The organism is Pseudarthrobacter sp. KH_020_B (assembly GCF_057840185.1).
Genome location: NZ_CM174506.1, coordinates 4,105,150 through 4,131,325, shown reverse-complemented (window position 1 = coordinate 4,131,325; position 26,176 = coordinate 4,105,150). Strand labels below are relative to the sequence as shown.

At 66.1% G+C, this 26,176-nt stretch carries 28 protein-coding genes and 2 pseudogenes; 12 read left to right on the top strand and 18 right to left on the bottom strand.

Annotated elements, in window-relative coordinates:
• Positions 1 to 2: 2 nt before the first annotated feature.
• From AC3IT0_RS19290 to AC3IT0_RS19280, 3 genes are read right to left on the bottom strand one after another with little or no spacing between them, the layout of a single operon-like run.
• A complete protein-coding gene (locus tag AC3IT0_RS19290) occupies positions 3 to 593 on the bottom strand; it encodes an RraA family protein (protein ID WP_489321263.1) in 591 nt (196 codons plus the stop codon).
• Complete coding sequence (locus AC3IT0_RS19285; RefSeq protein ID WP_489321262.1) at positions 590 to 1,255, bottom strand: RraA family protein; 666 nt, start codon at positions 1,253 to 1,255, stop codon at positions 590 to 592. Before AC3IT0_RS19285 ends, AC3IT0_RS19290 begins: the two co-directional genes overlap by 4 nt.
• A complete protein-coding gene (locus AC3IT0_RS19280) occupies positions 1,255 to 1,935 on the bottom strand; it encodes an RraA family protein (RefSeq protein ID WP_489321261.1) in 681 nt (226 codons plus the stop codon). Before AC3IT0_RS19280 ends, AC3IT0_RS19285 begins: the two co-directional genes overlap by 1 nt.
• Positions 1,936 to 2,014: 79 nt before the next feature.
• On the opposite strand from AC3IT0_RS19280, the gene AC3IT0_RS19275 reads away from it, so the two are divergent.
• Positions 2,015 to 2,911 carry a LysR substrate-binding domain-containing protein gene (locus AC3IT0_RS19275; protein ID WP_489321260.1) on the top strand — a complete coding sequence of 299 codons (897 nt, stop codon included), beginning with the start codon at positions 2,015 to 2,017 and terminating at the stop codon, positions 2,909 to 2,911.
• A gap of 15 nt (positions 2,912 to 2,926) precedes the next feature.
• Here AC3IT0_RS19275 and AC3IT0_RS19270 read toward each other — a convergent pair whose 3' ends face one another.
• The 4 genes from AC3IT0_RS19270 to AC3IT0_RS19255 all read right to left on the bottom strand — a co-directional run bounded on the left by AC3IT0_RS19270 (position 2,927) and on the right by AC3IT0_RS19255 (position 6,432).
• Positions 2,927 to 3,499 (bottom strand): MOSC domain-containing protein, encoded by a 573-nt coding sequence (locus AC3IT0_RS19270; protein WP_489321259.1) that lies wholly within the window; start codon positions 3,497 to 3,499, stop codon positions 2,927 to 2,929.
• A gap of 117 nt (positions 3,500 to 3,616) precedes the next feature.
• On the bottom strand, positions 3,617 to 3,841 hold the full coding sequence (locus AC3IT0_RS19265; RefSeq protein WP_489321258.1) for a hypothetical protein: 225 nt from the start codon (positions 3,839 to 3,841) through the stop codon (positions 3,617 to 3,619).
• Between the two features lie 303 nt (positions 3,842 to 4,144).
• Positions 4,145 to 5,377, bottom strand: coding sequence for a ZIP family metal transporter (locus AC3IT0_RS19260; protein WP_489321257.1), 1,233 nt, complete (start codon positions 5,375 to 5,377; stop codon positions 4,145 to 4,147).
• Positions 5,374 to 6,432, bottom strand: coding sequence for a multicopper oxidase domain-containing protein (locus AC3IT0_RS19255; protein ID WP_489321256.1), 1,059 nt, complete (start codon positions 6,430 to 6,432; stop codon positions 5,374 to 5,376). The genes AC3IT0_RS19260 and AC3IT0_RS19255 overlap by 4 nt, the downstream gene beginning before the upstream one ends.
• 79 nt (positions 6,433 to 6,511) lie before the next feature.
• On the opposite strand from AC3IT0_RS19255, the gene AC3IT0_RS19250 reads away from it, so the two are divergent.
• Positions 6,512 to 7,180: a metal-dependent transcriptional regulator gene (locus AC3IT0_RS19250; protein WP_489321255.1), complete on the top strand. Its 669-nt coding sequence runs from the start codon at positions 6,512 to 6,514 to the stop codon at positions 7,178 to 7,180.
• A 116-nt stretch (positions 7,181 to 7,296) separates the two neighbouring features.
• On the opposite strand, the gene AC3IT0_RS19245 is transcribed toward AC3IT0_RS19250, so the two are convergent.
• Positions 7,297 to 7,491, bottom strand: a complete 195-nt coding sequence (locus AC3IT0_RS19245) for a carboxymuconolactone decarboxylase family protein (RefSeq protein WP_489321254.1) — start codon at positions 7,489 to 7,491, stop codon at positions 7,297 to 7,299.
• Between the two features lie 171 nt (positions 7,492 to 7,662).
• Here AC3IT0_RS19245 and AC3IT0_RS19240 point away from each other — a divergent pair, with 171 nt between their 5' ends.
• Positions 7,663 to 8,580, top strand: a complete 918-nt coding sequence (locus AC3IT0_RS19240) for a helix-turn-helix transcriptional regulator (protein ID WP_489321253.1) — start codon at positions 7,663 to 7,665, stop codon at positions 8,578 to 8,580.
• Between the two features lie 22 nt (positions 8,581 to 8,602).
• On the opposite strand, the gene arr is transcribed toward AC3IT0_RS19240, so the two are convergent.
• The 3 genes from arr to AC3IT0_RS19225 form a co-directional block, all read right to left on the bottom strand.
• A complete protein-coding gene (gene arr, locus AC3IT0_RS19235) occupies positions 8,603 to 9,028 on the bottom strand; it encodes an NAD(+)--rifampin ADP-ribosyltransferase (protein WP_489321252.1) in 426 nt (141 codons plus the stop codon).
• Between the two features lie 68 nt (positions 9,029 to 9,096).
• On the bottom strand, positions 9,097 to 9,576 hold the full coding sequence (locus AC3IT0_RS19230; RefSeq protein WP_489321251.1) for a helix-turn-helix domain-containing protein: 480 nt from the start codon (positions 9,574 to 9,576) through the stop codon (positions 9,097 to 9,099).
• Positions 9,577 to 10,030: 454 nt separating this feature from the next.
• Positions 10,031 to 10,843 carry a class I SAM-dependent methyltransferase gene (locus tag AC3IT0_RS19225; protein ID WP_489321250.1) on the bottom strand — a complete coding sequence of 271 codons (813 nt, stop codon included), beginning with the start codon at positions 10,841 to 10,843 and terminating at the stop codon, positions 10,031 to 10,033.
• A 39-nt stretch (positions 10,844 to 10,882) separates the two neighbouring features.
• Between AC3IT0_RS19225 and AC3IT0_RS19220 the strand changes: the two genes are divergently transcribed.
• On the top strand, positions 10,883 to 12,172 hold the full coding sequence (locus AC3IT0_RS19220; protein ID WP_489321249.1) for a LuxR C-terminal-related transcriptional regulator: 1,290 nt from the start codon (positions 10,883 to 10,885) through the stop codon (positions 12,170 to 12,172).
• Positions 12,173 to 12,583: 411 nt separating this feature from the next.
• Positions 12,584 to 14,899, top strand: a complete 2,316-nt coding sequence (locus AC3IT0_RS19215) for an FdhF/YdeP family oxidoreductase (protein ID WP_489321248.1) — start codon at positions 12,584 to 12,586, stop codon at positions 14,897 to 14,899.
• A gap of 239 nt (positions 14,900 to 15,138) precedes the next feature.
• Here the strand turns inward: AC3IT0_RS19215 and AC3IT0_RS19210 are convergent, their stop codons facing one another.
• Together AC3IT0_RS19210 and AC3IT0_RS19205 are read right to left on the bottom strand one after the other, a co-directional pair.
• Positions 15,139 to 15,360 carry a hypothetical protein gene (locus AC3IT0_RS19210; protein ID WP_489321247.1) on the bottom strand — a complete coding sequence of 74 codons (222 nt, stop codon included), beginning with the start codon at positions 15,358 to 15,360 and terminating at the stop codon, positions 15,139 to 15,141.
• A 56-nt stretch (positions 15,361 to 15,416) separates the two neighbouring features.
• The gene (locus AC3IT0_RS19205; protein ID WP_489321246.1) at positions 15,417 to 16,082 is read right to left on the bottom strand and encodes a hypothetical protein; all 666 of its coding nucleotides are present in this window, start codon (positions 16,080 to 16,082) and stop codon (positions 15,417 to 15,419) included.
• Positions 16,083 to 16,347: 265 nt separating this feature from the next.
• Here AC3IT0_RS19205 and AC3IT0_RS19200 point away from each other — a divergent pair, with 265 nt between their 5' ends.
• The 3 genes from AC3IT0_RS19200 to fmdA are packed head-to-tail and all read left to right on the top strand — an operon-like array spanning position 16,348 to position 18,600.
• Positions 16,348 to 16,986, top strand: coding sequence for an AmiS/UreI family transporter (locus AC3IT0_RS19200; RefSeq protein WP_489321245.1), 639 nt, complete (start codon positions 16,348 to 16,350; stop codon positions 16,984 to 16,986).
• A 34-nt stretch (positions 16,987 to 17,020) separates the two neighbouring features.
• Positions 17,021 to 17,308, top strand: a complete 288-nt coding sequence (locus AC3IT0_RS19195; RefSeq protein ID WP_489321244.1) for an FmdB family zinc ribbon protein — start codon at positions 17,021 to 17,023, stop codon at positions 17,306 to 17,308.
• A 35-nt stretch (positions 17,309 to 17,343) separates the two neighbouring features.
• Positions 17,344 to 18,600 carry a formamidase gene (gene fmdA, locus AC3IT0_RS19190; RefSeq protein ID WP_489321243.1) on the top strand — a complete coding sequence of 419 codons (1,257 nt, stop codon included), beginning with the start codon at positions 17,344 to 17,346 and terminating at the stop codon, positions 18,598 to 18,600.
• A gap of 278 nt (positions 18,601 to 18,878) precedes the next feature.
• Here fmdA and AC3IT0_RS19185 read toward each other — a convergent pair.
• Positions 18,879 to 19,373 (bottom strand): annotated as a pseudogene (locus AC3IT0_RS19185) (IS1595 family transposase); the annotation flags it as partial.
• Positions 19,374 to 19,430: 57 nt separating this feature from the next.
• Here AC3IT0_RS19185 and AC3IT0_RS19180 point away from each other — a divergent pair.
• From AC3IT0_RS19180 to AC3IT0_RS19165, 4 genes and pseudogenes are all read left to right on the top strand, one after another.
• Positions 19,431 to 20,003: pseudogene (locus tag AC3IT0_RS19180) on the top strand (carbohydrate ABC transporter permease); the annotation flags it as partial.
• A 268-nt stretch (positions 20,004 to 20,271) separates the two neighbouring features.
• On the top strand, positions 20,272 to 20,538 hold the full coding sequence (locus AC3IT0_RS19175; RefSeq protein ID WP_489321242.1) for a hypothetical protein: 267 nt from the start codon (positions 20,272 to 20,274) through the stop codon (positions 20,536 to 20,538).
• Between the two features lie 123 nt (positions 20,539 to 20,661).
• On the top strand, positions 20,662 to 21,162 hold the full coding sequence (locus tag AC3IT0_RS19170) for a hypothetical protein (RefSeq protein ID WP_489321241.1): 501 nt from the start codon (positions 20,662 to 20,664) through the stop codon (positions 21,160 to 21,162).
• A 134-nt stretch (positions 21,163 to 21,296) separates the two neighbouring features.
• Positions 21,297 to 22,394, top strand: a complete 1,098-nt coding sequence (locus AC3IT0_RS19165; protein ID WP_489321240.1) for a D-TA family PLP-dependent enzyme — start codon at positions 21,297 to 21,299, stop codon at positions 22,392 to 22,394.
• A gap of 90 nt (positions 22,395 to 22,484) precedes the next feature.
• Here AC3IT0_RS19165 and bcp read toward each other — a convergent pair whose 3' ends face one another.
• The 4 genes from bcp to AC3IT0_RS19145 all read right to left on the bottom strand — a co-directional run bounded on the left by bcp (position 22,485) and on the right by AC3IT0_RS19145 (position 26,175).
• Entirely contained in the window at positions 22,485 to 22,952 is a 468-nt protein-coding gene (gene bcp / locus AC3IT0_RS19160; RefSeq protein ID WP_489321239.1) for a thioredoxin-dependent thiol peroxidase, read from the bottom strand.
• Between the two features lie 67 nt (positions 22,953 to 23,019).
• Entirely contained in the window at positions 23,020 to 23,622 is a 603-nt protein-coding gene (locus AC3IT0_RS19155; protein WP_489321238.1) for a winged helix-turn-helix domain-containing protein, read from the bottom strand.
• Positions 23,623 to 23,633: 11 nt separating this feature from the next.
• A complete protein-coding gene (gene allB, locus AC3IT0_RS19150; RefSeq protein WP_489321237.1) occupies positions 23,634 to 24,995 on the bottom strand; it encodes an allantoinase AllB in 1,362 nt (453 codons plus the stop codon).
• Positions 24,988 to 26,175, bottom strand: a complete 1,188-nt coding sequence (locus tag AC3IT0_RS19145; protein ID WP_489321236.1) for a glycerate kinase — start codon at positions 26,173 to 26,175, stop codon at positions 24,988 to 24,990. The genes allB and AC3IT0_RS19145 overlap by 8 nt, the downstream gene beginning before the upstream one ends.
• Position 26,176 lies beyond the last annotated feature (1 nt).

The window sequence follows — 26,176 nt, the reverse complement described above, 5'->3', positions numbered from 1 at the left end:
CATCAGAGCGAGTAGATCTCGAGGGTGGTTTTTCCGGTGCTGATTTCGATGAGGAAGCGCTGCTCGTCGGCCACCCGCTCGTCGGCCTTGTCCAGGACCGTCTCCGCGGCATCCCGGGGAAGGACCACGACGCCGTCGGCGTCGCCCACTACCAGGTCGCCGCTGCGGACGGTCAAGCCGCCCACCCGCACCGGGGAAGAGAAGTCGCCGGCATAGTCCTTGGCGGTTCCGACCACGGTGATGCTGCGGGAGAATACCGGGAAGTCGATCTGGGCCATTTCGTCGCTGTCTCGGACACCGCCGTCGATCACCAGCCCGGCGATGCCGCGGTGCTGGGCCGCGGCGGCGAGGATTTCGCCCCAGTGGCCGTGCTCGGCGCCCTGCATATCAACCACCAGGACGCTGCCCGCCGGTGCTTTCAGGACTGCGTGGTGCAGGGCGAGGTTGTCCCCGCCCACGCCGCGGACGGTGAAGGCCGGTCCGGCCACCTTGGCGCCGCGCCAGGCCGGCTTCAGCCCCGGATCGCAGGCGCAGGGCAGTTTGGATGCTTCGTACAGGGTGGCTGAGGAATGTCCCCGGGCTGCGTCGGTCACTTGTCCCTCCACTGAAGGTCGTGGTAGCCGAGATCCTTGCGGGCCTGGACGAGGGTGGATCCGTTCTTGACGGCGGCCACGATGCGGGCTTCGGTCTCTTCGATGCCTTCGGCGATCCCTGCGATCTCGGCGGCGCGGGCCTGCGGCACTGCCAGGGCGCCGTCGGCGTCGGCGCAGATGATGTCCGACGGGGCGATGCGCACATCGTTGATGGTCACTTCGGCCTGGACGGCCACGAGCTGGACTCGGTCCTTGCCGGTGCGCATGAACTTGCCGCGGCTGAAGAGCGGGTAGTTCTGCTCCAGCGAGATGGCGATGTCGCGGCAGACGCCGTTGATGACAGTTCCGGCGATGCCGCGCTCGGCGGCAACCTCAGTCATGATGCCCCCCCAAACGGTCACGTCCGTGCGGCCCCCGTTGTCGATGACGATCACGGCGCCCGGCGGGACGTCGTCCAGGAAGTCGCCCACGCTGCCGCGGCCTTCGCCGGCAGGGGCGTACTGCACCGTGAAAGCCGGTCCGGTGGCCCGGAAATCGTACGCCAGGCCGGCCAGTCCGTGGAGCGTGCCGTGCAGGCCAAGGGAGTCCATGGCGTCCGAGACGGACGCGGTGGGCAGGGCCGCCAGGCGCTCGATGACGCTTGCTTCGATGGTCGTGTTCATCAGTGGTCCTCTGTTGTTCCTGATCCGGGGGTTCCTGCCAGGCGCGCGTCGCGCATGGCTTCGTGAAGTGCGACGCCGGCCCTCAGGTCGGCGGCAATGGCTTGCTCGCGTGCGGCCACGCCTTGGGCGCGCTCCAGGATCTCGTCGAGGTGGCTGCTGGGGACAACCACGACGCCGGTCTCGTCTGCCAGGACTAGGTCACCGGGGGTGACGGTCACCCCGCCGAGCTGGACGGGTTCGCCGGTGGAGCGCTGCTGCAGCCGGCCGCGGGCGGTGGCGGGAATGCGTCCCGTGGCGAAGACCGGGAAGCCGATTTCGCGCGCCTCGTGGACGTCCCGGCAGGCGCCGTCGGCTACAACGCCGCGGACGCCGTTGAGGGAGGCCCCCAGGCTGAGGAGCCCTCCCCAGCAGGACACGTCCGTGCGGCCGTCGTTGGCCACAACGATCACGTTGGTGCTGTTCGCGTCGGCCACGGCCGTCGCTCCGATGTGGGCGCCGGACGGGCCGGGGACGTAGGGCTCGAGCTGGACGGTGACAGCGAATCCCGCGATCCTGGGGGTTCCCCAGACCGGCACGAATCCGGCCTGCCCGGGCGGCAGGCCGAGCGCGTCAAGGGCGTCCGACACGGCTGCTGAGTCAAGCGCTGCATAGTGTTCCAGAAGATTTGCTTGCCACGTCATGCTTCCAGTAGACAGGCCGCAATCGATATAGTGAAGGTCTAGTTCGGTATGGCTGAAAGACGAAAGGCGACTCGATCAGATGGTCGAAGTACGGCAGGCCCGGTATTTCATTTCCGTCGCTGAAGAACTGCACTTTGGGAGGGCAGCGGAGCGGCTCAACATGTCCCAGCCGCCGCTGAGTCAGGCCATCCTGCAGCTTGAACGCCAGCTGGGGACGGACCTGTTGACCCGTTCGAGCCGGTCGGTGCTGCTGACGGACGCCGGGACGCTGTTCCTGGATGAATGCCGGCTGCTGGTGCAGGCGTCGGAGCGGGCCGCGGACGTGGCCGCCCGGGCCAGGTCCGGCATGGCGGGCACGCTGCGCATCGGCTCCGTGACCTCTGCGTTTGATCGGGTGCTGCCGGAGGTGCTGGGGCGCTTCCGGAACGACTGGCCCGGCGTTGAGCTGCAGGTCTCGGAAATCGACACGCACCATGGCCGGGACCGGCTGCTGCGGCGCGAGCTGGACGTCGCGATCATCCGCCAGTCCGGACCTGGCCGGGGACTCACATCAGTGCCCCTGCGCCGCGACCGGTTCGTCGTCGCCATCCCCGCCTCGCATGCCTTGGCGGGTGAACAGGGCACGGTGGACCTGGCCCGGTTCCGGGATGACAGCTGGGTCTGGCTGCCCCGCGCCATTTCTCCGGATTACCACGACGAAATGGTGGCGGCCTGCCGCCAGGCCGGCTTCAGCCCGCAGGCCAAGCACTTCGCCAACTCGATCCAATCCCAGCTGGCCATGGTGGGCTGCGGCCTGGGCGTTACGCTGGCGCCGAACTCCTCCGTTGGTGCAGTCCACGGCGGTTTTGTAGGGCTGGAACTGTCACAGCGTGTGGACCTCGTGGAGCTCTCCCTCGTCAGCCGGGCTGGCGAGCCGGAGACCATCACCCAGCATTTCATCGACTGTGCACAGCAAACCGCCGTCGGCCGGAACTGATCCGGCGGCGTCTAGCTAGGGCAGCCGCGACGCCCGCAGCACCGTGGCCTCGCCCGCGTGCTCGGGCTCAAGCGGCACAGGGCTGACCAGCACCGCCGGCCCGCGGTGCAGGACGCCGTCGGAAAGTACCCGGCACCTCACTCCGCCGCGTCCGCGCATCGCCTTGTGGGCACCCGGGGCGAGCATCTCATCCATCCAAACACAGGGATGGGCGGGCCGCCCGGCCGTGAGCCGCACCAGCTCTCCCTGGGATTCCAAGGCGAAGTCGTGTCCCAGCAGCGGAGCCAGGTGGGCGCCTCGGAGCACAACGTTGCGCCGGGTCAGTAGCGGGTCAAGCGGTGCAGTGCCCAACTCCGCGGCGATGGCTTCAAGGGCCTCGATGGCAAACACGGTGACGGCCGCGTCCATGTGCGCGGCCTTGCCGAAGAACCGGTCACCAACGATGCCCTTGCCGGCGACGAGCTCCACGCGGCTGGCATCCGTTGTGGGAACATCCGCGGCACCCTCACGGGCCCGGCCGAAGTAGGCGTGCGCCGGCGACACCAGGAGATGCAGGACCTCCACGTCGTACCGATAGGTTTCCGTCATGCCACCAAGCTACTCCGCCGCGCGGGGGCTTAAGTGTCCGTTCGCGCAGTGGGGAACGGTCCAAAACGTAAGCGGACGACGGCGGGAGGTTCCCGCCGTCGTCCGCTTGCCGTAGTGCTACGCGGACAGTTCACGCCTCTCGTGTGTCAGGCCGTAGGGGACGTCGCGGCTGACGGCGACGGTGTAGTTGGTGTAGCTGTGCTGTGTGACCAGGATGCCGTGGCGGCTTTCCTTCATGGCGTGTTCGCGGGCCATTTCCACGGCGGTGTTGAGGTCGTTTTCGACCGTGTCAGGATCGTGGGCGGTGATTGCCAGGACAAGGTCAGAGTGGCGCTTGATCATGGTGGTCTCTTTCTCGGCGGGATCCCGGGACTCTGGCTGTGCACAGGCTTCCGGGGCCGGGTGCACCCGGGGGAGGCGGAAAGCGGTGGTTCCAGAGGGGTTGCCCGGCATCTCTGAGGGGGCGGTGGCCGGCCGAATTGTCCGGCGGGCTGGATCGGCGGAAGTAATTGTTCCTGCGGATCTGTAGTCAGTGTGCCTGAGGCCGTGGTCCCGGGGCAATAGGTAGGTCGAAAAATCCTGGGGAGCCTGACTAAACGCCAGGATACGACGGCGGGGAGGTCCCGCCGTCGTCCGCGTCCTGGCTTAGGCCTGGACGAGCAGGCCGGTGGCGAACATCAGTCCCATTCCCAGGACGATGCCTGCGGCGGTGAGCGGGGTGAAGGCCTTGCCCGCGGTGTCCTTGAGCATTGGCAGGAGCTTGACGGCCACCTGGGCGACGGCTCCGGCTCCGATGCCAAGCAGGAAGGCCGCAAGGGCCGGCTGGTACACGGTCGCTCCGATGAGGGCACCCGCGGCCGCGGGCCCTCCTGCGATGAGTCCCAGGATTGCCAGGCGGCCCAGGCCGGGGGGCTGCTTGGCGAGCGGGGTGACGATCGCCAGGCCCTCGGTGGTGTTGTGGATGGCGAAACCGACGATCAGGGACGCGCCCAGGGCGAGTGAGCCCACCGCGTACGCGGATCCGATGGCGAGCCCTTCGCCGAGGTTGTGCAGGCCGATGCCGATGGCAATCAAGAGCGCCAGGCGCTGGGGCGGCAGGGCTGCCGGTTTGCCCGCGGTCGTCGGGTTCTGGCGCCGGCGCATCCACGCATCCGTTCCCTCTAGGATGAGGTAGGCGGTCACGGCGCCGAGGAAGACGACCATGGGGCCGCCGAATGCGCCGCTGCCAGCCACGAGTTCCACGGCTTCGAGGGTCGCGTCGATGGCCAGGAAAGCCAGCAGCCCGACGGTGACTCCCAACAGGACGCGGACCCAGGAGGCGGACGAACGGCGCACGAACGGCATCCACAGCATTCCCAGGGCCACCGGTATCACGCCCACATAGGTCCCCAGGAGCAACATGAGCCCGAAGAAGGAACTGCCGCGCTCCGGACTCAGGGCGGCAGCTTCAATAACCGCCGCGATCTTGCCGCCGTTCGAGGTCACCAGCGCCACTTCGTAGGGGTCGCCCTCAACCCAGTTGTAGGTGATGGTGAGGGTGGTGGACTCCAGCGGCGCCATGGTCTCGCGGGTCTGGGTGAACAGCGCGTAGTAGTCCGATACGTTGACCTGGGCGATGGACACCGGGTCCGGTCCTGCGTTCCGGACAGTAACGGCGATCTGGCCGGATGTCAGGCGGACGTCCTCGACGGCGACCTCCTCCTTCGGCGGAACGCCCTCGGAGAGTTTGTTGAGCCCGGGTGCGTTGAGCAGGGTGAATAGGCCCAGCAGGATCGCGATCAGGACCAGGGGGCCCAATCCGAGCAGCCACCGCGGCACCGGTGGCCGGCGGTGGGGTGCGGCCGCAAGCGTGGCGGAGGACTTTTCCTCAACGCTCATGATGCGCCCACCTCGAAGAAGCCCATCCAGCCCAGTTCCGCGAACTCGGTCTTGTGGGCATGGAACATGTACTTGCCCGGGTACGGGAAGCGGAGCTCCACGATGCCGCGCTGTCCCTGCACCTGCGAGATCGTGTCCGTGAACTCACTGGGAGTCAGCATGGTCCCGGTGGGGTAGTAGTGGAAGAAGTTCCCGTGCACGTGGAAGGAATTGATGGGATCGTATTCGAGCACGTTTATGAGGTGGATCCGGACCAGTTCGTTCTGCTTGACCTGGACAGGGAAGTCCATGAAATGGAACGGCAGGCCGTTGACGGAGTAGAACTCGTTGTCGTCGCCGCCGTCGGTGTTGTAGCCGTTCATCACCATGACCATCTCGTTGTCGGCTTTCGGCCGCCCTTCTTTGGGTTCGATGATGAAGCCGCCGTAGAGGCCCTTGGCGATGTGCGGGGCCAGTGGTGACTGGTGGCAGTGGTAGAGATGCGTGCCGAATGGTGTGGCATCGAATTCGTAGGTGAAGCTTTGGCCCGGTGTGATGGACCCGGCGCCGATCCCCGGGGTGCCGTCCATCTCGGCACGGTGGATCCCGTGGAAGTGGATGGTGTGGGGGTGCGCGCCGGCGTTGGTGAAGTGGATCCGGAGGGCGTCGCCTTCCTGCGCCCAGAGTGTGGGACCGGGTATCCGGCCGTTGTAGCTCCAGCCCGGGAATGTCACGCCGGGGGCGATCTCGAAGTCTTGATCGACCGCGACAATGTCCCATTCCCGGAGAGTGCGGCCGTCCGGAAGAGTGCTGGTTTTGCCCCGGTCGAAATCGTGCAGGATCGCGGTCGGGTCGATTCCGGCGCGGTCCGGAAGGACCGATCCGCCGGCGAAGCCAGCGTGGCCGGCATGGTTGGTCACGCGGCCAAGGTCCGGACCGCCGTGTCCGGCGTGCTGCCCGGGATCCTTGGAATCCGACGGCACCCATCCGGCAAGCGCAGGCGCGGCCGCGAAGGCCGCCGCGCCCGTGAGCATGGCACGCCGGGTCGGCAGTGTCGTTTCCGCTGGTTTCGGCACGCCATCCATTTCATCTCCAGTGATCAAACAGTTTTGTTAGGCCAGTCTAACATTCATGTTCGGCGGGTAATATGAAAATATGACCGTTTCCGAGCTGACAGCTTCCGCACAGGACTACCTGAAGATGATCTGGTCCTCAACGGAATGGGCCGAGGCTACCATCACCGTTGGCGCCATGGCCGAGCGGATGGCGGTTAAACCGTCAACCGTTTCGGACGGCATCCGTCGGCTGGCAAAGCAGGGCCTGGTCACCCATGCCCCCTATGGCAGCATCGAGCTGACGCCCGCCGGCCGGGCACACGCCGTCGAAATGGTGCGCAAACACCGGCTCCTGGAAACATTCCTCGTGCAGGTTCTGGGGTACGGCTGGGACGAGGTGCACGACGAGGCCGAGATCCTTGAGCACGCTGTTTCCGACACCATGATCCAGCGCATCGACGAGAAGCTCGGCTTCCCCACCAGGGATCCGCACGGCGACCCGATCCCCTCGGGAAACGGGCTACCGCACCGCCCTCAAGGGGATCCGCTGACATCCGTGGAGCCGGAACGGACGGTCACCATCACAAGAATCTCGGACGCGGACCCGGACATGCTTCGGTACTTCACCCATCTCGGGCTGGGACCGGACACCCGGCTTCAAGTTCTGGCACACCGCCCGTATGCGGACGTGACCACGATTCGGGTCGGGGACCGCGACGTCGACCTGGGCCCCTCCGCCGCAGAAGCCATCTGGGTAGTGGCAAGCTAAGGCCTGGAGCAGCAATGGCGATCCGGCAGTTCATCGCCGCTAAAGCACCCCTCTGAAACGGAGAGCGGACGACGGCGGGAGGTGCCGCCGTCGTCCGCCCGTGGCGGGGCGCGCACTCAGGAGCGAAAGATTTCCTTGGCTACCGTGATGGCGGACATTGCTTTGGGCCACCCGGCGTAGAAGGCAAGGTGGATGATGGTTTCCTTGAGTTCGGCTTCGGTCAGGCCGTTGTGAAGGATGTCCAGGTAGACGTCCCCGGTGAACCTGTCCTCAGGGGCCTTGACGGTGGGGGCAGAGGGTATGAGTTGCATTCTGTCGTCCTTGATGGGCTTTCCCGGCATTGATTTCGAGGCGTTGGGACCGCTGCGGCGGGTCCATTGCATTCAAGAAAACCGGCTCTTTCCCGCGCGGGGGAGTCTCTGCTGTGCGGTGTACTGCCAGTTCCTGTTAGGCCAGCCCATCGCCGTCGTAACGTAGAGGCCATGCAGAACAGCAAGGACGTCCGCGAGTTCCTCATGAGTCGGCGGTCGCGAATCACCCCGGCCCAAGCCGGGCTGCCCGCCTATGGCGGGACCAGGAGAGTGGCTGGCCTCAAACGCGAGGAAGTGGCCATGCTAACCGGCGTCAGCACGGAGTACTACGCCCGACTCGAACGGGGAAACCTGCGGGGAGTCTCGGACAGTGTCCTCGAATCCCTCGCCGGCGCGCTCCAACTCGACGAGGCCGAGCGAGCCCACCTGCTTGACCTGGCCAACGCGGCGGCACCCGCGCAAACATCACGAACGGGCAAGGTCCGGGCGGAAGTCCGCCCCAGTGTGCAAAGGATCCTGGCCGGTATGACCGGCACGCCCGCCTACGTCCGTAACTCGCGCATGGACATCGTGGCCGCCAACAACCTCTGCTTCGCCCTGTACGCGGACATCCTCAATGCCGACACGCTGCCACTGAACCTCGCACGGTTCATGTTCCTGGACCCCCGATCCCGGGACTTCTTCCTCGAATGGGAGACCATCGCCGATGACCTTGCCGCAGCACTGCGCACCGAATCGGGCCGCAACCCCCGCGACCGCGCCTTGAACATCCTCATCGGTGACCTGGCCGCGGGAAGCACGGAATTCTCGACACGCTGGGCCCGGCACAACGTCCGCTTCCACCGCTCAGCCCGCAAGACACTGCACAACCCGTTAGCCGGCGACCTCGAGCTCACGGGCGATTCACTTGAACTCCCCGGAGAAGGTCTGACGCTCATCGCCTACACGGCCGAACCGGGCAGCGAATCACAGGAAAAACTGGACTTCCTCATCATGTGGAGCTCCACCAACAAGCGCCCGGTTGAATCGGCTCACGGTGACTCCAACACACCAACGATCACCCTGCCCGAAGCTGACACCCGGCTCTGACGGCCAGACCCTGCGTGGGCGTTTAGTTGATGGCCTCGATGCCCAGCCGTTTGAGTCCTTCAAGGTGGTTCCGCATGTTCCGAAGCACCTCGGGGGAATGGGGCTGCCAGTCCAGGATCTCGTCAACGACGCGCAGCGGCGCTTGGGTGCGGTAGGACCTGGTGGGGTTCCCCGGGAACTTCTTGTCCGTCAGATTGGGGTCATCCTCAAAGGGGCCCGTGGGTTCCACACGGTAGATCCTGCCCGGCCCCTCGCCCACGCCGAGTTCCGCTCCCCAGGTAGCCGCATCCAGGGTAGCGGTCAGGTAGATATGGTTCGCGGTCTTCCGCTCCCCGTAATTCGATGTGTAGCCGGGTTTCAGCAAGTCCCCGGGCTTCAGGCCGGCCTTGGTGCCGTGGTAAAACGGCCCGGGGTCCTTGGCCTGCGGCGACACTGGTTCGGTCTCCATGCACAGCCTCCTCGAATGCGGGCTTCCACTCTAGCTCGCCCAGCGCTTTGGGCACGCCGGAAGCGGGGTCACCCCTGCATTCGTTGGCGGTAGCTCCGGGGCGTTTCGCCGGCGTCGTTCAGGAAATGCCGGTTGAAGTTGGACCGGTTGGAAAACCCGACTTCGTAGCAAATGTCCGAGATGGGTTTGTCGCTGCGCTCGAGCAGCCGCCGTGCATGGGCCAGGCGGAGTTTGCGGACCAGGTCGCTGAAGTTCTGGCCGGTTGCGCGCTTGAAGTATTTCGAGAACGTCGGCTCGGACATCCCTACCAGCGCGGCGGCCTCGGCCATCGAGACGCTGCCGGCATGGTTGCTGAACACGTACTCCAGGACAAGGTCGACGACGGCGGCGGCCTGGCCGTCCAGCTGCGGCCGGAACCATTCGTCGGCAAGGTAGCGCCGCTCCTCCTGGGGTGCCCGGGTCAGGATCGCGAACAGCGCAAACAGGTGCTGCAACTGCTGCAGCCCGCTGTTGCCGCCCATCGCCTCGATGGCTGCGGCCGCCGCCACGGCTGAACCGCCAAGGAACTCAATCCCCCGCGCCGACTGCTCCAGATCCGACGAGGGAGACGTGGCCGGCCTCGGCTGTGGCTTTGGTCCGCGGAGAACTTCATCAGCGTCGCCGAGCCTCGAATGAGGCCCAGCACCGGGCCGTGGACAAGGTCGCTGATGCCTTGCGACCGGTTTACATTCTGATCGAGCATGCTGACGTGCGATCCCCGTCCAGTGCTGACATCGGCAAAGTCATGAGGGACTTTGAATGGGAATGTCAACGGTGGGAACTTATGCTCCCATCGGGAGCCCGACACCTGCGAGTAAGCGTCCGTCAGGCGCTGGCGAATTGTTTCGGGTCGCCGGCAGCAATAGCAGTAGATCCCGAAGCTGACAGCAGGCCCATGCAAACTTTTGACAGGTACTGGTGGGCCGAGACGGACGGACTTACCTTCCCCATGTCGTCTCGCCGTCAGCTCAGCGTGAAGGACGCAGCCTTCCGGCCGGCGATGAACTGCGCTCGGATGGGCAGCCTGACCGTGCCTTGCGCATCGACGTAGTCCGCGAGGGCGGCCCGGGCGTCCCGGGCGATGGAGAGGTATACCGACTCGTCGATCCGCTCGGCCAGCGGGGTGGCCTGAATCTCGGTATGCACCAGCGCGTCGACGGAGGGCAACGTGACCTGTCCCAGCACACTCTGGCCCATGGTCGGGTCGAGTTCCGCCTCCCTGAGCAGTGACCGCAACTCCGCGACGTCGCCCATCGACCAGTAGGTGCCCAAGAGACTGCGGGCCTCGGCACCGGCATGGCGGACGACGGTGTCGACGAACGGACCGTATCCGGGCTGGTCCCCCAGGTTGGCGTAGGTCTGGAGGGCGACAGTCCCGCCGTTGCGCAACACACGCGCCATCTCCCGGATGGCCTGGGCAGGGTCTGGGAAGAAGAACAGGGCGGACTGGCACACCACGGCGTCGAAGGACTCGTCGTCGTACGGCAGATTGGCCGCGTCGCCGACCTGCCAGTCGATCCCCGACTCGCGTTCGCGCGCCACTTGGATCATGGCGGGATTGAGGTCGACTCCGCTCACCCGGCCCGAAGGGGCGACCAGTTCGGCGGCGGCCCGCGCGACGACGCCGGTGCCGCAGGCAACATCGAGGACGTGCTGGCCCTGGGTTACGGCTGCGTGCTGAAGCAGGGTCGGCACCCACTGCGCGAAGAGGGCGGGTACGAACAGGTCTTCGTAGGCGTGGGCCTGTTCGAGGCTGAGGTTGAAGGTCTCGGTCATCGGGTCATCTCCTGTGCTCCGTATGGGTGGGTCACCCTGGTGTCGGGATATGTCGCCGCCGATCAAGACGAAGGCCGGCGCCTCATCGAGGCCGCGGCATCGAGCGCAGCGTCATTCTCGGATCGGGATCTGTCCACCATGGCCCTGGCGGACCTCGGCCTGTGGCATGTGAGGAACGGTGACGCAGACCAGGGCTTGGCCATGCTGGACGAAGCCATGGCCGCCAGCTTCGCGGAGCCACGTCGGATGCTCGAGGTCGTGGTTTGGTCCAGCTGCAACATGCTGGCGGCGTGCAGCCTGGTGGACGACCTCCGACGTGCCACGGAATGGTGCCGTGCGGCAGACCGGTTCATGCAGACCTACGGGTGCCCGTTCCTCCAGGCCCGGTGCCGTGCACATTACGGCCGCGTCCTGGTCGCGACCGGACACTGGGACCAGGCGGAGCGCGAGCTTGCACATGCGCTCTCGATGTCCGCCGACACCGGCCGCGGTCCCCGGACGGAGGCGCTGACCGCGCTGGCCGAACTCCGGCTGCGCCAAGGCGACCCGGATGCCGCACTTGTGCTGTTGGACGACGCCGACGCCACACCGTCCGGCGCGGTCGTCCGGGCCCACTGCCTGCTCCGCCTCGGCCGGCCCGCAGAGGCGCGCGCGATCCTCAGGAGCGAGTTGGCCGTGCATGAACACGACAGCCCCACGTTCCCGGCGCTCGTGGCCACCCTGGCGGAGGCGGAGCTGGCGTCCGGCCGACACGGCGACGCCGCCGGGCTGGTCGGACCCGAATCCCCGGTGTGGGCGGCGCCCGCATTCCCCCGTGCCGCAGGACTCCTCGCCCGCGCCGCCGGACTGGTGGCCGCCGCACAGGGCGATCTGGAAACCGCCCGCCGGCACCTCGGATTCGCACTCGACGTATTTACGCGGCTGGAGCTGCCCTTTGAGTCCGCCCGCACCGAGCTCGACCTGGCCCGGCTGTTCCAGCCCTTCGACACCGACGCCGCGTCGGCCCGGGCGCGCTCTGCCCTGGCGCGGCACGAGGCGCTCGGCGCTCGACGCGAAGCCGCCGAGGCGGCGGCCGTCCTGCGCTCGCTCGGCGTGACCCCACCACCTGGTCCCCGACGAGCGGAGCTGCTCTCGGCGCGAGAGCGCGACGTGCTTAGCCTCCTCGCGCAAGGGCTCACCAACCCGCAGATCGCTGAACGGCTCTACCTCAGCCCCCGCACCGTCGGGCACCACGTCAGCAGCATCCTGCGCAAACTGGGTCTGCGGTCCAGATCCGAGGCCGCCGCATTTGCGTCCCGCCAGGCTGCCGCACCGCGCCATCCCGTCTGACGACCCATGTCGACGACGTGACCGCGCACTGCCCCATCCGGTACTGCTGCCACCGTCACGCGCAGCGGCATGCGCCGGTTATGCCGCTGAGCGTGCGCGGTCCCTCCCGTCCCCATTGACGTCGACCTCAACCCGTCGAAGCCCGTAAGGGGAACCTTGAACGGGTCACCCCTCCGGCAGGCGGGCGGCAGCTTCCCGCAGGAGGGGAAGATCGTCTCTCATCCGCTGGACGTTGTATGGGCGAAGTCAGTCCAATGAAAGGTGCCGCACTTCGCGTGCTGCCTCTGAGCTGCAACCGAGCAAGAAGGACAGATTTTCCTCCACCGTTCCCTCAACGCCGCGTCGTTTCTAAGATGGAAGCACCGACTGTCAACGGCGATGGATTAATGTGACTGGACGGATGTGATCATCATGGCTAGCAAGGCGCCACGGGAAGGCATCAACGAGGCTGGACTCAAGGTGGGCAAGCCGAAAACCAGCTCGGTAGGCGTGCCCGCTGTGGTCCATGCCCTGAAGATCGCCCAGGAGCAGATGGGCCCGGTCCGTGCCGCCAAGGCGCTGCTCGCCGTCAACCAGGTAAAGGGCTTCGACTGCCCGGGCTGCGCCTTTCCGGAACCGAAGAATCGAAGCCATGCAGAGTTCTGTGAAAACGGCGCCAAGGCGGTAGCCGAGGAGGCGACGCGGCGGCGGGTGGCGCCGTCGTTCTTTGCCGAGCATTCCGTCGCGGAGCTGCGGGAGAAGGATGATTTCTGGCTGGGCCAGCAGGGCCGCCTCACCCATCCCATGCTGCTCGACGACGGCGGCTCGCACTACCGCCCGGTCAGCTGGGATCAAGCCTTCGGCGTGATCGAGGAGGAGCTGCGCGGTCTGGACAGCCCGGACGAGGCTATTTTCTACACTTCCGGCCGGACCTCAAACGAGGCCGCGTTTGCCTACCAGCTGCTGGTCCGCGGCCTCGGCACCAACAACCTGCCGGACTGTTCCAACATGTGCCACGAGTCCAGCGGCTACGCCCTGACAGCTACCATCGGCATCGGCAAGGGCTCGGTCAGCCTGGAGGACCTCTACCACGCCGAGCTGATCCTGATCGCCGGGCAGAATCCGGGCGGGAACCATCCGCGCATGCTGACCGCGCTGGAGAAGGCAAAGCAGAACGGCGCCAGCATCGTGGCGATCAACCCGTTGCCGGAAGCCGGCTGGCAGGAATTCCACAACCCCCAGACCGTGCACGGGCTTGCCGGCAGCGGCACCCAATTGGCCGATGATTACCTGCCCATCCGCATCGGCGGGGATCAGGCGCTGTTCCAGGCGCTGGGCAAGCTGCTGCTGGAGGCCGAGGAGGCAGTTCCGGGAACCGTCTTTGACCGGGATTTCCTCGACGCCCGCACAACCGGGCTGGACGCCTACCTGGACCACGTGCGGGGCTTGGACTGGTCGGAGGTATTCGCCGGCACCGGACTGAACCAGGCGCAGATCCGCGGCCTCGCCGCCCGGCTGTTGGCGTCCAAGGCCACGATCGTCACCTGGGCGATGGGCCTGACCCAGCACAAGCACGCGGTGGCCACATTGAGGGACATTGTCAACGTGCTCCTGCTGCAGGGAAATATCGGCCGTCCCGGTGCCGGAGTCTGCCCGGTGCGGGGGCATTCGAACGTGCAGGGGGACCGCACAATGGGCATCTTCGAGGGGATGCCGGCGTTGTTCCACGACGCTGTGGACGCGGAGTTCGGCTTCATCTCCCCGCGGACGCGCGGCTTCGACACCGTCGGCGCCATTAGGGCGATGCGGGATGGCAAGGCCAAAGTCTTTATGTGTATGGGCGGCAACTTCGTCCGGGCCACCCCGGACACCCATGTCACCGAGGCGGCCATCGCCAACACGCGGCTGACAGTGCAGGTCTCCACCAAGCTCAACAGGTCCCACGCCATCACCGGCCGGCGGGCCCTGATCCTGCCCACGCTCGGGCGCACCGACCGGGACACCCAGGCCAGCGGGGACCAGCGCGTCACAGTGGAAGACTCCATGAGCGCGGTCCACGCCTCGCGTGGCCGGCTGGAACCGCCGGACGGAGACCTGCTCTCCGAGGTGGCCATCGTCTGCCGGCTCGCCCGGCGCTTGTTCGACGGCGGCAGCTCACCTTTCGGGGCCGCCGCGCCGCGGGCGGACTGGACGGCCATGGAAGGGGACTATTCCTTGATCCGACGGCACATCGAGCATGTCATCCCCGGCTTTGACAACTATGAGGCCAGGATCGACCACCCCGGCGGGTTCGTGCTGCCTCACCCGCCGCGGGACAGCCGAAGCTTCAAGACCGTCTCGGGCAGGGCGGTGTTCACCGCGAATGAGCTGGAATATCCGAAGGTCCCGCCGGGGCGCCTGCTGCTGCAGACCATCCGCACCCACGACCAGTTCAACACCACCATTTACGGCAAGGACGACCGGTACCGCGGAATTTATCACGGCCGCCGCGTGGTGATGGTGAACGCGCAGGATCTGACCGCGTTTGGCCTGCGCGAGGGGACGATGGTGAACCTGATCTCAGAGTTCAGCGACGGCGTGGAACGCCGCGCGGAGAATTTCCGAACGGTTGCCTACCCGACCCCGGTAGGCTGCGCGGCCGCCTACTACCCGGAGACGAACGTTCTGGTACCGCTGGATTCCGTGGCGGATGTGAGCGGGACGCCGACGTCAAAGTCGGTGATCGTGCGGCTGGAAGCCGTCCTCTGACCACGCGGTACATCTCTGGTGGCAGCCCGGAGCCCGGCGAAAGCAGTCCGCCCCGGCGCCACCAGCCTTTCCGGACGTGCCGGTCACGGAGGCCTGGAAAGGGCCGACAGTGCCGGCCTGGGGAAGGGCCTAAAGCCCCCTGTTGCGTCATTGCAATACCTCAGGAAAGGGTGATTCGTTGCCTCATCTGAAAACCTCCGGTTGATGGCTTCGTTGCCTCATTGAAAATCCTCCGGGTTTCAGTTGTTCCATGCCCTGTTGACGGGCTTCGCGGCGGCGGGCTGTTTTGCCCGGGAGAGTGTTTCCAGCTGGCCGGTGAGGGCCAGGATCTGGCGTGAGAGTGCGCCGGGTTTGATCTGTTTGAAGGCGGCGTTCATCCGGATGATCGGGCGTTTACGCATCCTCTCGTGGCGGATGGCGCGCTGGTGGGGAGTGGCTGGTGCGTCGTGCTTCTTGGTCACTTTCGCGCCGTGCCGTTGCTTCTGGATGAGTTTCTGCTGGGGCAGCAGGTAGTTGGTCAGGATCCGGTCCAGTTCCCAGATTTCGTTGAGTTTCTCCAGCTCCGCGGGGGTGTCGTAACGGAGGTAGCCGACCGGGTGGCGGTCAGTGTCCTGACGAATTCCCCGGCCAGGGTGGGGCCGCAGTGGACGACCATGTCCGCTTCGACGAACCCGGGTGCTTGTTCGTGTTCGTCCCCTGCCTTGCGGACCGTGATCGAGTTTCGTAGCAGCGGCCCGGCCCTGGTCGCAGACAGGCCCTTGGGCCTATCTGCATCCTTGGTGGGCTTGAGCAACCGGTCGATCGTCGCCCCTGAGATCTTCAGCAATTGCGCCCTCACAGCCGGGGTGAGCCGCCTCGCGTCCAGCTCCCCGAAGGCCTGAAGCTTCGGCAACCAGAGGCCCATGGTCGCGGCCAGATACTTACCCGAGGGCATCCCGGCGAGCCGCCACACACTGATCAGGACCGTCAAGGTGTCATAGCCGTACGTCCGCCCCCGCGGCTTCCGCACCAAAGCCTTCGCGGGGCCCTTCCGCTTGCGGGCGGTGGACAGAGCCCGACGGGCGTTGGCCCTGGACCACCCTGTGACCGCGACGAGCTCGTCCAGAATCAACCCCTTGGCGAGCTTTGAGGACTTCGCATAATCGCTTGCGTACTTCTTCGTGATTTCCCTACGCGTTGCCATCGACAGGTCCATCCCTCATCGTCACCGCCATGCCCGTAGCGGCCCGTGATTTCGCGAGCGTTTCTCAAATGAGGCATGCACCCCATTTCGCGAGCACTATTGGTGAGTCTCGTCGAGCCCTTGACCCTGTTCCGGGGCTCGGCCTATTCTGGCAGTACTTTGTTCCAGAGCTTTTGCTCGCTCGCGACTTCCTCCCACGGCGCTTTCCGCGGAGAGGAAACGGACAAACATTGGTAGTCGCCGTGTATTTCCTGATGGAGCTGACATGGGCAGTGTGGGTTTGCTGTATGTAGGGGCTGTTCTCTTTATCAACGGGCTGATGTTGTTAGGGGTGATCCCGGGTAAATCGGCCGCTATTCTCAATTTCTTCGTCGGTGCGATGCAGGTGATCTTCCCGACGCTCATCATCCTTCAGGCCAATAACGACCCGTCGGTCATCTTCGGCGCGGCAGGACTTTACCTCTTTGGCTTCACGTACCTGTATGTCGGAGTCCTGCAGATGACCGGCATCAGCGGCGAAGGCCTGGGATGGTTTTCCATCTTTGTCACCGCCTGCGCCCTGGCGATCGGGGTCCTGCAGTTCACGCTGGTCGCCGATCCGGTCTTCGGCGTCATCTGGTTCGTATGGGCCGTGCTCTGGTTCCTGTTCTTCCTCGTCCTCGGCCTGCACAAGGAGTCACTGACGCGGATGACGGGTTGGTTCACGGTGTTCATCAGCCACCTGACAGGCACGATTCCCGCGTTCTTCCTGCTGCTCGGCCGCTACGAGACCAACAACGACTATGCGGCCCTGGTCGGGGCGCTGGCCGTGGTCTCCCTGGCGGCTGCCTACTTCCTCGGCCGGAAGGCGATGCGAAGCAGTTCCCAACCTGCCCAAGTCTCGAACGTGACCCGGCCCGCCTGACATACCCGCACCGGGAACGGAGAGGAACCGATCCATGGCCACTTATGAGTACCGCTGCTCCGATGGTTCGCTTTTCGAAGCATCCCACCCGATAGGGGACGCACCGGACACCCTTCCGTGCCCCGCCTGCGGTGAACCATCCCGCCGGGTATTCAGCGCACCGCACTTTTCCAGGGCCGGTTCGCCAGCCTTCCGACTCATTGACTCCACAAAACGCAGTGCAGTCGAACCCGAGGTCGTGAACTCTCGGATTCCGGGCAGCCCCAGGCGTGTACAGCAGTATTCATCCAACCCGTTACATCGGACACTGCCGCGACCCTAACCGGCAAAACGCGGCGCCCAGTCAAAGGAGATGAAATGCCAGCAAAGATATTTTCCCTGGACTCCAGCAAGAAGTTCGAGGATCAGGAAAAGATCGGGCACAACCGATGGCACCCCGAGATTCCGCCCGTCGCGACGGTCAAACCGGGGGATTCCTTCCGGGTGGACTGCCGGGAATGGTTTGACGGCGCGATCGTTAACGACGACTCCGCCGACGACGTCCTCAACGCCCCGCTGCTGACCGTTCACAAACTCAGCGGTCCCTTCGCCGTCGAGGGCGCCAAGCCCGGCGACCTGCTGGTTGTCGACATCCTGGACGTCGGCCCCATCCCGCAGGAGGATTCCGGCCCACTTGCCGGACAGGGCTGGGGCTACACCGGCATCTTCGCCACCAGCAACGGCGGCGGCTTCCTCACCGAGCAGTTTCCCGACGCATACAAAGCCATCTGGGACTTCACCGGACAAATCGCAACATCCCGGCACGTACCGGGTGTTTCCTTCACCGGGCTGATCCACCCCGGGCTGATGGGGACGGCCCCCTCAGCCCAGCTGCTGGCGAAATGGAACAAGCGCGAAGGCGACCTGATCGCCACGAACCCGAACAGGGTCCCGCCCTTGGCGCTGCCGCCCGAGGCCGGGCACGCGGTTCTGGGGCACCTGGCGCCGTCGGAATTCGACAGGGTGGCCGCGGAAGCGGCCAGGACCGCACCTCCACGGGAAAACGGCGGGAACCAGGACATCAAGAACATGTCCAAGGGCACCCGCATTTTCTACCCCGTGTTCGTGGACGGAGCCAACCTCTCTATGGGCGATCTCCACTTCTCGCAAGGCGACGGAGAGATCACGTTCTGCGGCGCCATCGAGATGGGCGGTTTCATGGATCTCAGGGTGGAGCTCATCAAGGGCGGCATGGAGACGTACGGGGTGAGCGAGAACGCCATCTTTATGCCCGGCAACGTCGACCCGCAGTTCAGTCAATGGCTGGCGTTCTCCGGCACGTCGGTGACCCTGGACGGTGAACAACGCTACCTCGACTCGCACCTTTCCTATCAGCGGGCATGCCTCCACGCCATCGACTACCTGAGCAAATTCGGCTACAGCAGGGAGCAGGCATACATAATCCTTGGTGCCGTGCCCATCGAAGGGCGCCTCTCCGGCGTCGTGGACATCCCGAACTCCTGTTCCACGGTCTACATTCCGACAGCCATCTTCGACTTCGATGTACGACCCTCGGCTGCCGGCCCCCACAAGATCGACCCAGGCATCGGCGTGCCGAAGGCAAGCAACAGATAGACCACCGCTAACCCCGACCAGGACCGGCAAACCATCCAGGGGCCGTCCGGACAGCACTGTGCTGGCCGGGCGGCCCCCTCGATGAACAGCAAACAGACTCTCCTGTTGTAAGGGGTGAGGGATGATCGTCCTTTCAGGGAAATCCAAGAACTTCTTTGAATGTCCCGTAAACCGGTCGTCCAGCGGCGCAAGCGCCACCCAAAATTTCCGAATCACGGTCGCCGCGTTTCCGCGGCCGTCCGATTCCCGTAAAGACCCGTAGTGGGTATCCGGTTAGCTCAGGTCGTGAGGTTCGGATTCGAACTGTGCGAGACGATCTGGCGGTAGGTGGCGGGGGCCTGCCGGGCTCCAAGGCCGAGCAGCGACTGGAACGCCGCCATCGGGGTGCCGCGCCGGTTGTAACGGAACGTGAATTCGTCAAGGTAGACCTGCAGGTGTTCATTACCCACGGAGCGGTGGGTGCCCCGTAACCAGGTCTTGAAGTTGCAGATGGCGCGGTGCACGCGCGGTAGCACCGGGTCAGTGTCGCCGGCCTTTTTGGCGGCCCGCTGGGAGCGTGGCCGGTGCTCGTAGCCGGCCTTGGTTAGCGGCGCGTATCCCATCCAACCGTCGGTGTGGACGATGGCGCCGGCATGTACAGTCTCCTTCACGAAGGTGCCCAGCGTGTCGCCGGATGCGTTCGGGATTATCCTCATCCGCACCCGTCCGGACCCCTGCCCACGTACCTCGACTGCGACCACTACCTGCACGGCCTTGGCGGTGAGGCTCCTGCCGCTGCGGCGTCCGGCCTCGCGGCCGCCGACCTCGCATTCGTCGCCCTGCTCTTCGCCGCGCCCTTCCTGTCCACGGTCCTTGTCCTGGTCCTGGCCATCCCCGCGGCGTACGCACTGTCCATCAGGCCGGTCAAGAAGTGGACCGACGTGATGTTCTTCTTCCTCTCCACGAAAATGATGCCGGTGGTCGCGGCGATCCTGCCGCTGTTCCTGTTCGCCAAGACGGTGGGCGCGCTGGACCACATCTGGTTCCTGATCCTGATGTACACGTCCATGAACCTGCCCATTGCTGTCTGGATGATGCGCTCCTTCCTCGCCGAAGTGCCGGTGGAAATGCTGGAAGCCGCCCAGATCGACGGCGCCGGCCTGCTCCTGACGCTGCGGAAGATCATCGCGCCCGTGGCCATGCCCGGCATCGCCGCGACGGCCCTGATCTGCTTCATCTTCAGCTGGAACGAACTGCTGCTGGCCCGTGTCCTCACCGGCGTCATGGCCGGAACGGCGCCGGTCTTCCTCACCGGGTTTGTCTCCAGCCAGGGCCTCTTCCTCGCCAAGGTCTGCGCCGCCGCCGTCGTGATCTCCCTCCCGGTGCTGTTCGCCGGCAGGGGCAAACCCACCCCACTCGGCTGAACTCGGTCCGCTCTCGTCAGTCCCGCCGTCGTCCGCTTGCCGGGAATGAATCCAGAAACCTGACGGCAACCGGGAGATTGGCGCTGCACAACCGCACGGAAGCGGACGACGGCGGGACCTCCTTGTTGCGCAGAACCCCATCTATCCAGCGTCCAGCCCCGGTCCTACAATCGGGGGATGGACGCAGCCGGCGCAGGCACCCCCGGATACGCCCTCGGGGGAAGCGAACAACCATGTCCCGAGTGGTGCCGGCGAGGATGTGCATGAAATGACGAATATCCAAGGGCTCATCAGTTCCCTCGCGCCGGATGCCCTGGCAGCACTTCAGGAGCGCGGCCCCGACCAGCAGTTGGACCGCGACATACTCGACGCTCTTGACCGGGCCGCCGGCGGACCCGGTGAAGGCCGGGGCTATTACATCGTCCGTGGGAACCTCACGCCCTTGGAAGCCCGGCAGTATTTCCTCCGCGACGACGTCGCCGCCGCGATCTGGGCGCCCGCGAGTCCGGAAGGCATCACCCGGGCGGACGCCTGAAGAAGCGGACGACGGCGGGAGGTCCCGCCGTCGTCCGATGACACTTCCGCATCCCTGAGGGGAGGCGCCCGGTTCACCCGTGCGGGGGATGTGGCGGCGGCCTCGGTCGGCAAGACTCGTTCTATGGATATTGGGGAACCGGCAGCGCATGCGAACGATGTCAGCCTGGCCGGGCGCCAAGTACGCTGGCCGGCGTATGCGATGGCGGCCGTTTTCCTCGGGTATGCCGTGGGCAAGGCCGTCTTTGCCGCACAGGGCAGGATGGGTTTCCCGGGCGGCCCGGTGGTATCCGCGCTTGAGCACGAGCGTTATGTCCGCGATGTTATGGACGTCGCCACGACGCAATGGTTGGGGGTTGCCACCGGGCTGCTGGGCGTGGTGCTCGTCATGGCGACTGTTACCGCCGTGGGACGCCGGGTGCCGCGCAGGCTGATGCTGATGATGCTCGCGGCCGCGTTTATCGGCCTGGGGGCCGGGGCAATGATCCTGATCGTGGACGGTTTCACAGGCGTTTTCGGCGCGGGGTGGCAGTGGTACCACGGCATCCTCGGAATCATCATGCTGGGGTTGATGACCGGGACAATCTTGTCCTACGCCAAGGCGACCAAACGCGTTCCGGCGTGAGCTGGCGACGGCGGGAGGTCCCGCCGTCGTGCGTCCTCTGGGCTAGGGCCGCAACTGTCCGTTCGCGCCGGGTTCCGGGGAAAGGGTCGGTATACATAGAGTATGCGATGGCAAATTCCGCATAGAGTGTAGGGATGACCATCCCAGAGGAAATCGACACACCTGAGATCATCATCGACCGGGACGTGCTCCGGCGAAATATCGACCGCATGGCGGCTGCCGTCCGGGCCAAGGGCCTGGACCTTCGGCCACATGTCAAGACGCACAAAGTGCCCGAAATCGCTGAAATGCAGCTGGCAGCTGGAGCCGCCGGACTGACAGTGGCGACCCTCGGAGAGGCCGAAGTCTTTGCGGAGCACGGAGCCAAAGACATCTTCATCGCCTATCCGCTCTGGGTCGGTCCCCGGCAGGCTGAACGGCTCCGACGCCTTGCAGCAAAGGCCAGGATCGCCGTGGGTCTGGACTCCCGGGAAGCAGCCGAAACCATGGCCGCGTCGCTGGGCGACGCCGTCGGTGAGATTGAGGTCCTGCTGGAGATCGACAGCGGCCATCACCGCAGCGGGATAGCGCCGGACTCCGCTGTCGACGTCGCCCAGGCCGCAGCGCGGGCCGGGCTGCGTGTAACGGGAATTTTCACGTTTCCAGGGCACAGCTATGCCCCCGGCATGCCGCTGAAGGCCGCGGACGAGGAGCGGGTGGCCCTCGGCACAACCGCCGACCTGCTCACCGAGGCAGGGTTCCCCATCACCCACCGCAGCGGCGGGTCCACACCCACCGCAGCCCTCACCGGCACGTCCGGAGCGACGGAAGTCCGGCCCGGCGTGTACGTCTTCGGCGATGCCCAACAACTGGAACTGGAACGCTGTGCGGCCGAAGACATCGCACTGACCATTGCGGCCACAGTCGTCAGCCGCCATGAAGGCACCGACCTTATACCGCGAAGGGTCATCCTGGACTCCGGCAGCAAAATCCTCGGCGGGGACCGGCCCGGCTGGGCCACCGGCTTCGGGCGGCTCCTGGACCACCCGGAAGCCCGGATTACCGCACTATCAGAACACCACGCCACCGTCGTGTGGCCGGCGGAGGCCACGCTGCCGGCACTCGGAGAGCGGCTGCGGGTCGTCCCCAATCACGTCTGCGTGGCCATGAACCTCGTCGACGAAGTCACCGTGGTCAGCGGCGGCGAAGTTGTGGACCATTGGCGCGTGGCTGCACGCGGACGAAACAAATAGTCCCCCAAGAAGCAGCTACGACGGCGGGAGGTTCCGCCGTCGTGCGTCCGCTCGGCCAGGGCCCCAAGTGTCCGTTCGCGCAGGGGATCCTTAGATGCCGAGCTCTGCCCTAAGCGCTCCGACGTGGCCCTGGGCCTTGATCTGGTACTGGGTGAGCGTGACGTGGCCTTCGGCGTCGAGAACCACGGTGGAACGGACCAGGCCGTCAACCACTTCGCCGTTCACGAGCTTTTCGCCCCAGGCGCCGTAGGCCAGCGCCACGGCGTGGTCTTCGTCGGAGAGCAGCGGGAACGTCAGTGCGAAGTCACCGGTGAAGGCCGCCAGCTTCTCCGGGGCGTCCGGGGAGATGCCCAGAACTTCGTAGCCGGCGGACTGCAGGCTGGCCAGGTTGTCGCGGAAGTCGCAGGCTTCCGTGGTGCAGCCCGGAGTGGCGGCTTCGGGGTAAAAGTACACAATGACGTTGCGTCCGCGGTAATCCGAGAGGGAGACCTTCTGGCCGTCGGCGTTGAGCAGTGCGAAATCGGGGGCCTGGGTTCCGGCGATGAGTTTCTGGGTCATGTAACGATCCTTGACTTGTGGGGCAACCGCCGTGGCCGGCGATCAATCTATGGGTGCAACGGGCTGCCTAGATGCAGTATTCCGCGGGTCCGCGGACAGTGCTGCCCGGTCCGGGCACAAACTGGTAGCCGCCGCCGCGCACCGTGGCGATGGCGTGGCGGGCCGAGCCCAGCTTGCGCCGGACGCGTCCAACATACACGTCGATGGAGCGGAATGCCGCGCCGGGGCAGTCCAGCGATTCCAGAACGCGTTGCAGTTCTTCACGTTGAATCGTCCGCGACTGGTTTTCCACGAGGTACCTCAGGAGGCTGAATTCCATGTGGGTGAAGCTGACCGGGACACCGTCCAGAAGGACGGTGTCCGCGGCAAGATCCACGGCCACGATGCTCCGCCGCCCGGCCAGGGAGACGGGCGGGGCGACGACGGCGGCGGTGCCGTTTCCGGCGTCGGACGCCGTTTCCGGAACATCAGCGCCGGCCGTTCCGGCCGCACTCCACATGTGGAATTCGGCTTCCGGAGCAAGCCGGCGGGCACGTGCCAGGACCGCCTTGGCGGCTTCGGCCCAGACCGCCGGGTCGATGTCGTCGCCTTCACAGGGCTGGAGCCATACCGCCAGGCCGCGCGGCTGAAGCCGCGGCCGCGGGTACGGGGCATGGACGTTGACGGCCATCGCGCTGCGCCTCAGACGCCGCCGCGGCGGATCAGCTTGCCGCTGGGCGTGCGGCCGTCGATCTCGTTGCCGCGAAGGTACGTTTTGCGGACGACGCCGGAGAGCGCTTTGCCGTCGTAGGGCGTGATGGGGTTCTTGTGCTTGAGCTTGGTGACGTCGACGACGAACGCGTCGTCCGGCGCGAAGATGGAGAAGTCCGCGTCGTAGCCGAGGGCCAGCTGGCCCTTGTTGTGCAGGCGGGCCAAGGCGGCGGGCTTCTCAGCCATCCAGGACACCACCTGCTCCAGCGTGATGCCGCGGTGCCGGGCCTCGGTCCAGATCAGGGACAGCCCCAGCTGCAGCGAGGAGACGCCGCCCCAGGCCACGGCGAAGTCGCCGTTTTCCAGGTCCTTCAGGTCCAGGGTGGACGGGGAGTGGTCCGAGACGATGCAGTCGATGGTGCCGTCCTGCAGGCCCTTCCAGAGCAGCTCGCGGTTGGAGGCCTCACGGATCGGCGGGCAGCACTTGTACGCTGTGGCGCCGTCGGGGATTTCCTCGGCCATCAGGGTCAGGTAGTGCGGGCAGGTCTCCACGGTGAGGTGGACGCCGTCGCGCTTTGCACTGGCGATCATGGGCAGCGCGTCAGAGGAGGACAGGTGCAGGATGTGGGCGCGGGCGCCGGTCCAGCGGGCCCGTTCGATGACCTCGGCGATGGCCTTGTTCTCGGCGCCGCGCGGACGGGACGCCAGGAACGTTTCGTAGTGGTCGCCGCCGGGGTGCGGGGCGCGGTCGATCGCGTGGGAGTCCTCGGCGTGGACGATCATGAGGGAGTCGAAGGACTTGAGTTCGGCCATGTCCTCCTCCATCTCGTCCGCTTCGAGGTGCGGGAACTCGTCCACGCCGGAGTGCAGGAGGAAGCACTTGAAGCCGAAGACGCCTTCGTCATGCAGGCCGCGGAGGTCCTTCTTGTTGCCCGGTACGGCACCGCCCCAGAATCCGACGTCCACAAACGCCTGGTCCTCGGCCACCTCGCGCTTGAGTTTGAGGTTTTCCACCGTGGTGGTGGGCGGGATGGAGTTCAGCGGCATGTCGATGATGGTGGTGACACCGCCGGCGGCGGCTGCACGGGTGGCGGACGCGAAGCCCTCCCACTCGGTGCGGCCGGGCTCGTTGACGTGGACATGGGTGTCCACGAGGCCGGGGATGAGGGTTTCGTCGTCGGCCAGCTCAATGACCTGCGTGCCGGTGAGGCCGTTGCCGAACGGCTCGATGGCGACGATCACGCCGCCGCGGATGCCCACTTCGCGGGCGGTGATGCCGGCGGTGGTGAGAATGCGCTGGCCGCGGATGACCAGGTCAAACGTGCCGGCCGCCGGGGTGGTTTCTTCAGACATGGACGTTCTCCTTTGTGTCGGTACGCGCTGCACTCGCAGGCAGGTGCACGCCGATGTGCTTACCTAATTCTTCTAGCAGCGGGCCTGCTTCGGCCATACATTTTTGTACATCGGGCTCAAAGTCGGTCAGGGCGTGAACCGCCGTGAACCCGGCCTCGGTGAGTTGTTCCGGGCTCAGCGTACTGCGGCCGCAGACGGCAATCACCGGGATGCCGGCCCGCTGGGCTGCCCTTGCCACGCCCATGGGCGTCTTGCCGAGCAGGCTCTGCTCGTCCAGGCTGCCTTCCCCGGTGATCACCAGGTCCGCGCCGGCCAGCCGCTTCTCCAGGTCAGTGAATTCGAGTACGACGTCGATGCCCGGCCTGCGTGCCGCGGCCAGCGCCGCGATGGCAATGTAGCCGACGCCGCCGGCTGCTCCTGCGCCGGGTGCGAAGGCGGCGTGCTCGGCACGGACCCCGATCTCGCCCGCGAGGACCGAGAGGAAGTTCGTCAGGGCGGCGTCGAGGGCGATGACGTCACTCGGCGTCGCGCCTTTCTGCGGTCCGAAGATCGCGGCGGCGCCGCTGGGCCCCAGGAGGGGATTGTCGACGTCGGACGCCAGGGTGAAGCGGGCGTCCTCCAGCCGGACGTCGAAGCCGGAGAAATCGATCCGGTCCAGGCGGGCCAGGGCGGCCCCGCCGCCGGGGAGTTCGTTGCCTTCTTTGTCGAGGAACACGGCGCCGAGGCCCTGCAGGACCCCGGCGCCGCCGTCGGTGTTGGCACTGCCGCCCACGCCGAGGATGATCCGCCGGCAGCCCAGGTCCAGGGCGGCGCGGATCAGTTCGCCGGTGCCCAGGCTCGTGGCCGTGGTGGCGGATTCGGAGTCCGGGCCGCCGCCTTCGATGACGGAAGGCAGCAGCGCGAGCCCGGAGGCTGCGGCCATTTCGATCACGGCCTCCCGGCCGCGGACCGCGAAGTCGGCCCGGACCGGCTGGCCCGTGGGGCCGGTGACGGTGGCGGTCCGGCGGGTGAAACCGGAGCCGACGGCGGCGTCGAGGGTGCCCTCGCCGCCATCGGCCACCGGAATGAGGGTGGTCTCAAGGCCCGCCACAGCTGACTGCAGTCCCGCGCTCAGGCGGCTGGCGACGTCGGGGGCGGACAGCGAGCCCTTGAACTTGTCCGGGGCGATGACCACACGCATT

What these genes read in the sequence shown, in the direction of transcription:
- AC3IT0_RS19285 (WP_489321262.1), bottom strand. Translation starts at nt 1,255, where the DNA reads ATGAACACGACCATCGAAGCAAGCGTCATCGAGCGCCTGGCGGCCCTG.
- AC3IT0_RS19280 (WP_489321261.1), bottom strand. Translation starts at nt 1,935, where the DNA reads ATGACGTGGCAAGCAAATCTTCTGGAACACTATGCAGCGCTTGACTCA.
- AC3IT0_RS19275 (WP_489321260.1), top strand. Translation starts at nt 2,015, where the DNA reads ATGGTCGAAGTACGGCAGGCCCGGTATTTCATTTCCGTCGCTGAAGAA.
- AC3IT0_RS19270 (WP_489321259.1), bottom strand. Translation starts at nt 3,499, where the DNA reads ATGACGGAAACCTATCGGTACGACGTGGAGGTCCTGCATCTCCTGGTG.
- AC3IT0_RS19265 (WP_489321258.1), bottom strand. Translation starts at nt 3,841, where the DNA reads ATGATCAAGCGCCACTCTGACCTTGTCCTGGCAATCACCGCCCACGAT.
- AC3IT0_RS19260 (WP_489321257.1), bottom strand. Translation starts at nt 5,377, where the DNA reads ATGAGCGTTGAGGAAAAGTCCTCCGCCACGCTTGCGGCCGCACCCCAC.
- AC3IT0_RS19250 (WP_489321255.1), top strand. Translation starts at nt 6,512, where the DNA reads ATGACCGTTTCCGAGCTGACAGCTTCCGCACAGGACTACCTGAAGATG.
- AC3IT0_RS19245 (WP_489321254.1), bottom strand. Translation starts at nt 7,491, where the DNA reads ATGCAACTCATACCCTCTGCCCCCACCGTCAAGGCCCCTGAGGACAGG.
- AC3IT0_RS19240 (WP_489321253.1), top strand. Translation starts at nt 7,663, where the DNA reads ATGCAGAACAGCAAGGACGTCCGCGAGTTCCTCATGAGTCGGCGGTCG.
- arr (WP_489321252.1), bottom strand. Translation starts at nt 9,028, where the DNA reads ATGGAGACCGAACCAGTGTCGCCGCAGGCCAAGGACCCCGGGCCGTTT.
- AC3IT0_RS19225 (WP_489321250.1), bottom strand. Translation starts at nt 10,843, where the DNA reads ATGACCGAGACCTTCAACCTCAGCCTCGAACAGGCCCACGCCTACGAA.
- AC3IT0_RS19215 (WP_489321248.1), top strand. Translation starts at nt 12,584, where the DNA reads ATGGCTAGCAAGGCGCCACGGGAAGGCATCAACGAGGCTGGACTCAAG.
- AC3IT0_RS19205 (WP_489321246.1), bottom strand. Translation starts at nt 16,082, where the DNA reads ATGGCAACGCGTAGGGAAATCACGAAGAAGTACGCAAGCGATTATGCG.
- AC3IT0_RS19200 (WP_489321245.1), top strand. Translation starts at nt 16,348, where the DNA reads ATGGGCAGTGTGGGTTTGCTGTATGTAGGGGCTGTTCTCTTTATCAAC.
- AC3IT0_RS19195 (WP_489321244.1), top strand. Translation starts at nt 17,021, where the DNA reads ATGGCCACTTATGAGTACCGCTGCTCCGATGGTTCGCTTTTCGAAGCA.
- fmdA (WP_489321243.1), top strand. Translation starts at nt 17,344, where the DNA reads ATGCCAGCAAAGATATTTTCCCTGGACTCCAGCAAGAAGTTCGAGGAT.
- AC3IT0_RS19175 (WP_489321242.1), top strand. Translation starts at nt 20,272, where the DNA reads ATGACGAATATCCAAGGGCTCATCAGTTCCCTCGCGCCGGATGCCCTG.
- AC3IT0_RS19170 (WP_489321241.1), top strand. Translation starts at nt 20,662, where the DNA reads ATGGATATTGGGGAACCGGCAGCGCATGCGAACGATGTCAGCCTGGCC.
- AC3IT0_RS19165 (WP_489321240.1), top strand. Translation starts at nt 21,297, where the DNA reads ATGACCATCCCAGAGGAAATCGACACACCTGAGATCATCATCGACCGG.
- bcp (WP_489321239.1), bottom strand. Translation starts at nt 22,952, where the DNA reads ATGACCCAGAAACTCATCGCCGGAACCCAGGCCCCCGATTTCGCACTG.
- AC3IT0_RS19155 (WP_489321238.1), bottom strand. Translation starts at nt 23,622, where the DNA reads ATGGCCGTCAACGTCCATGCCCCGTACCCGCGGCCGCGGCTTCAGCCG.
- allB (WP_489321237.1), bottom strand. Translation starts at nt 24,995, where the DNA reads ATGTCTGAAGAAACCACCCCGGCGGCCGGCACGTTTGACCTGGTCATC.
- AC3IT0_RS19145 (WP_489321236.1), bottom strand. Translation starts at nt 26,175, where the DNA reads ATGCGTGTGGTCATCGCCCCGGACAAGTTCAAGGGCTCGCTGTCCGCC.